Origin of the sequence: Methylobacterium ajmalii, assembly GCF_016613415.1 — a bacterium.
In the GTDB taxonomy this organism is placed as follows: Bacteria; Pseudomonadota; Alphaproteobacteria; order Rhizobiales; family Beijerinckiaceae; genus Methylobacterium; species Methylobacterium ajmalii.
The window spans coordinates 4,852-7,892 of the sequence record NZ_JACWCT010000169.1 but is presented as its reverse complement, the minus strand read 5'-3'; the positions used below and the strand labels follow the sequence as shown (position 1 = coordinate 7,892).

At 67.8% G+C, this 3,041-nt stretch carries 3 protein-coding genes; all 3 read right to left on the bottom strand.

Annotation, left to right across the window (positions count from 1 at the left end; all coding sequences use genetic code 11):
- Nucleotides 1–171 (bottom strand): glycosyl hydrolase 108 family protein (locus HPY23_RS34185; RefSeq protein ID WP_420891348.1); only part of this gene is annotated, 171 nt, incomplete at its 3' end.
- A 34-nt stretch (nucleotides 172–205) separates the two neighbouring features.
- Nucleotides 206–2,260, bottom strand: coding sequence for a hypothetical protein (locus HPY23_RS29955; protein ID WP_091891895.1), 2,055 nt, complete (start codon nucleotides 2,258–2,260; stop codon nucleotides 206–208).
- Between the two features lie 8 nt (nucleotides 2,261–2,268).
- A complete protein-coding gene (locus HPY23_RS29950) occupies nucleotides 2,269–2,943 on the bottom strand; it encodes a hypothetical protein (RefSeq protein ID WP_200647356.1) in 675 nt (224 codons plus the stop codon).
- Nucleotides 2,944–3,041: the final 98 nt, after the last annotated feature.

The following is a 3,041-nucleotide window of genomic DNA, read 5'->3' as shown; positions in this document are numbered from 1 at the left end:
GGTGAGTGCCTTCACCTCCGCCTTGGTCGCAGGCCGGCCGAGCCACAGGCTCAAGGTGCCGATCGTCACCCCGAGCTTGGTGGCGCCGCCCGGGTCGGCCGGGTCGTCGGACCATCCGCCCTCGTGGGCCAGGACGAGCGGAAGCGCCCGCTCGAATGTCGTCGCGGTCATCGGGATCTCCGGATTGTCAGGGGTGGTGGCCGGCCTAGAAGGCGGATGCGCTGATCTGCGCGTTGCCTACCGCGACGCTCGCACCGGACGGACCCGCGATGGCGAGCCCGACCTGCAGCGTGCCGGCCGTCGTCACGACGTACTCTGCCGACCATGACGTCGCCCAGTTGGCGTTCGCTGCGATTTGCCCGCTGACTTGGCTGACCGCGTTGGCGCTGGAGATCCAAGCCCCGGCCGCCGTTCCGCCGGCCTGCGTGATGTAGCTGGTGTACCCCCCGGCCGTGCTACCAGTTGTGACCGAAAGCGACGCGTCGACCCGGATACGCTGGCCTACCTCGACTTGGAGGACCGGTAGCCCCACCGCATAATTCGGTGTCCCGCTCACAGGATAGGCACTGCTGTTGCTGTTGTTCGCCAGTCGCACCCCGCCGGCAACGTACCTGTTTGGCGGGGTGAGCGAGGTGGTGGCGTTCTGATACTCACGGTAAGGTCGCGTGGCAGAGACGTACTCGGTGCCGGCGATGATGTCGGGCTTGGCGGTGACAATGCCAGTCGAGGAGCCGCCGATCACCACGCCGCGGGTCACGTACATGCCGCGCTGCCGCTCGACCGTGATGCCGTAGCTGTCCAAGATGCGCACCAACGTCCGGGCGCCGGAGGTGTCCGGGCTGGCCGCGATACCGCCCGCGTTCATCACGTTCGGGCCGATTACGCCGTCGAACGACGTGTCAACAAAAACATCCACGGTCTCTCCGGCATCGACAATCCCCCGTGGCAAGCTTTGCGCATTGTCGCTGGCGACATTGGCATAATCGAACTTGTAGAACTGAACACCGTCGATGAAGAAATTGGGCGTATTCTGGAGGTGTACGCCGAAGCGCGTCGCGTTAATGTGCCCGCCGCGCACCACAAACCCCGGCCGCGTGGTGTTCATCAAGTTCGCGATGCCCTCGACCACCGCCTCGCAGTACGACCGCTGATAGTCGCCGCCCTCCGCGTTGCCAGTCACGAGGATACAGTATTGGGCCGCGTTGGCGTCGAACTTCTCGGTCTTCGGGGCGCCGCCGATCTGAGGGCCCGTGAAGGTGGCGCGGATGCCCGCGGTCATCTTCGTAAACCGGGCCATCGTCGTGAGACTCGGGTCCTGGCGGCCCCGCACCCGCACGTTGTAGACATCCGGTGATTGGGCGTTGAGGAAGTCGATCCCGAACGAGAAGCCCTGCGCCGCCGGATTGACGCCGCCGATCTCCAAATTCTGAAGGAGGACGGCCGGCCGGTTGATGGAGGTCACGCCATCCGCCTGCGGCTGCGTGATCTTGATCCCCGCGCCGGCCTCCTGGCCGAGCGTCAGGATGCCGAGGTCCGAGACGAAGACCTGCGTCAGATAATCGGTCTGCGTGATGTCCGGTCCTGCGCCGGGCACGACCAGGGCCGAGAGCTGGCGCCCGCGGCCGAGCAGGCAGACCGGCTTGCCGCTGACTGGGGACGGCTGGGCTGCGAACCAGTATCGACCAGGCGGGAAATAGATGCACTTACCGGTGGCGAGCGCCGTCGTCCAAGCTGGCCCATTGTCGGTTCCGGTCGTGCCGTTCCAATCACCCCGGCCGCCGTAATCCTGGATGCTGACGCTGTCGCCGGCTCGCTCAACCTGAGTGCGGGACACGCCGCCCGGTATGGCGATGCTCGCACCCGAGACGTTGCCGGTGAGCGACCCAACGGCGGCAGCGCCCGGCACCGTGAGAGCGGGGGCCGTCACGGTGCCGGAAAACGTCGGGTTGGCAAGCGGCGCCTTGCTGCTGAGGATAGTGGAGACTGCCACCCCGCCGACGGTAGCGGTGTCGATCGCCCCCGAGAGACCAGATCCGGTGAGCGACAGCGACGGCGCGGTGACGGCTCCCGTGAACGCGGGGGACGCCAGCGGAGCTTTGGCCCCGAGGACCAACGGGAGCGTTGAGCCGCCGATCGTGAGGGCGTCGGCCGGCCCCGTGGATCCGGCAGGAAGCCGAAGTGGGGCAACGGTGCCCTGCGCGAGGGCCGCGAACGGGGCGAGCGCGATGGCGGCTACGGCGAGCAGGCGAGCGATACGCACGGGAAACCTCACTGCGCGATGACGACGGGCCCGCCGGGGCCCTGAAGGAACGGTTTGCCGCTCGGCACGGGAGCGGGCCCGCTGCCCGACCAGACGGGCAGGCTGTTCGCCCAGGCGAGCCACAGAGCCTCCATCAGGTCGTTGAACCCGGGATCGCTCGGCACGAGGGGCAGGCCGAGTGCGACCCTGGCGGCCGGCGCGTCCGTTGCCCCCGTCCCGCCCTGCATCTGAGACAGCGGCGTGGTCAGCCCCGAAAGGCTCGTGATGTCGGCATTGGCGCCTTTGGCTGCTTTCCCGCCGATCGCATCGCCAATCGGGTTCCCGGGCAGCGCCTTGGTGGCATCACTGGTGTTGTCGACATTGCCGAGGCCAAGCGCGGCTCGCGCACCCGAGGGTGTCTTCGCCCCCGTGCCGCCCTGACCCACGGATAGTGCGGTGGCGAGACCCGATAGGCTCGTGATGTCGGAGTTGGCTCCGGCAGCCGCCTTGCCGATCAGATCCGTCCGATCGGCCTTGAGGTCCAGCGCGCCCAGCACGGCCGCGGTAGCCGCCTCGACGGCGGCCGTGATGCCCAGGCTGGAGATCGGCTGGATGATCCGGACGATTTTGCGCTGTCGCAGCTCGTCGAGCCGGTAGACGGGCGCGAGCGCCAGTTGATCGACAGGGACGGGGGAGGTGGCCATGGTCAGCCCCTTGCAGTCACGGTGCCGTCGAGCCAGATGCTTACGGTGCCGTCAGCCTCGACGACAGTGATGATGGTCCGCATCGGCGCGTCTGCGGG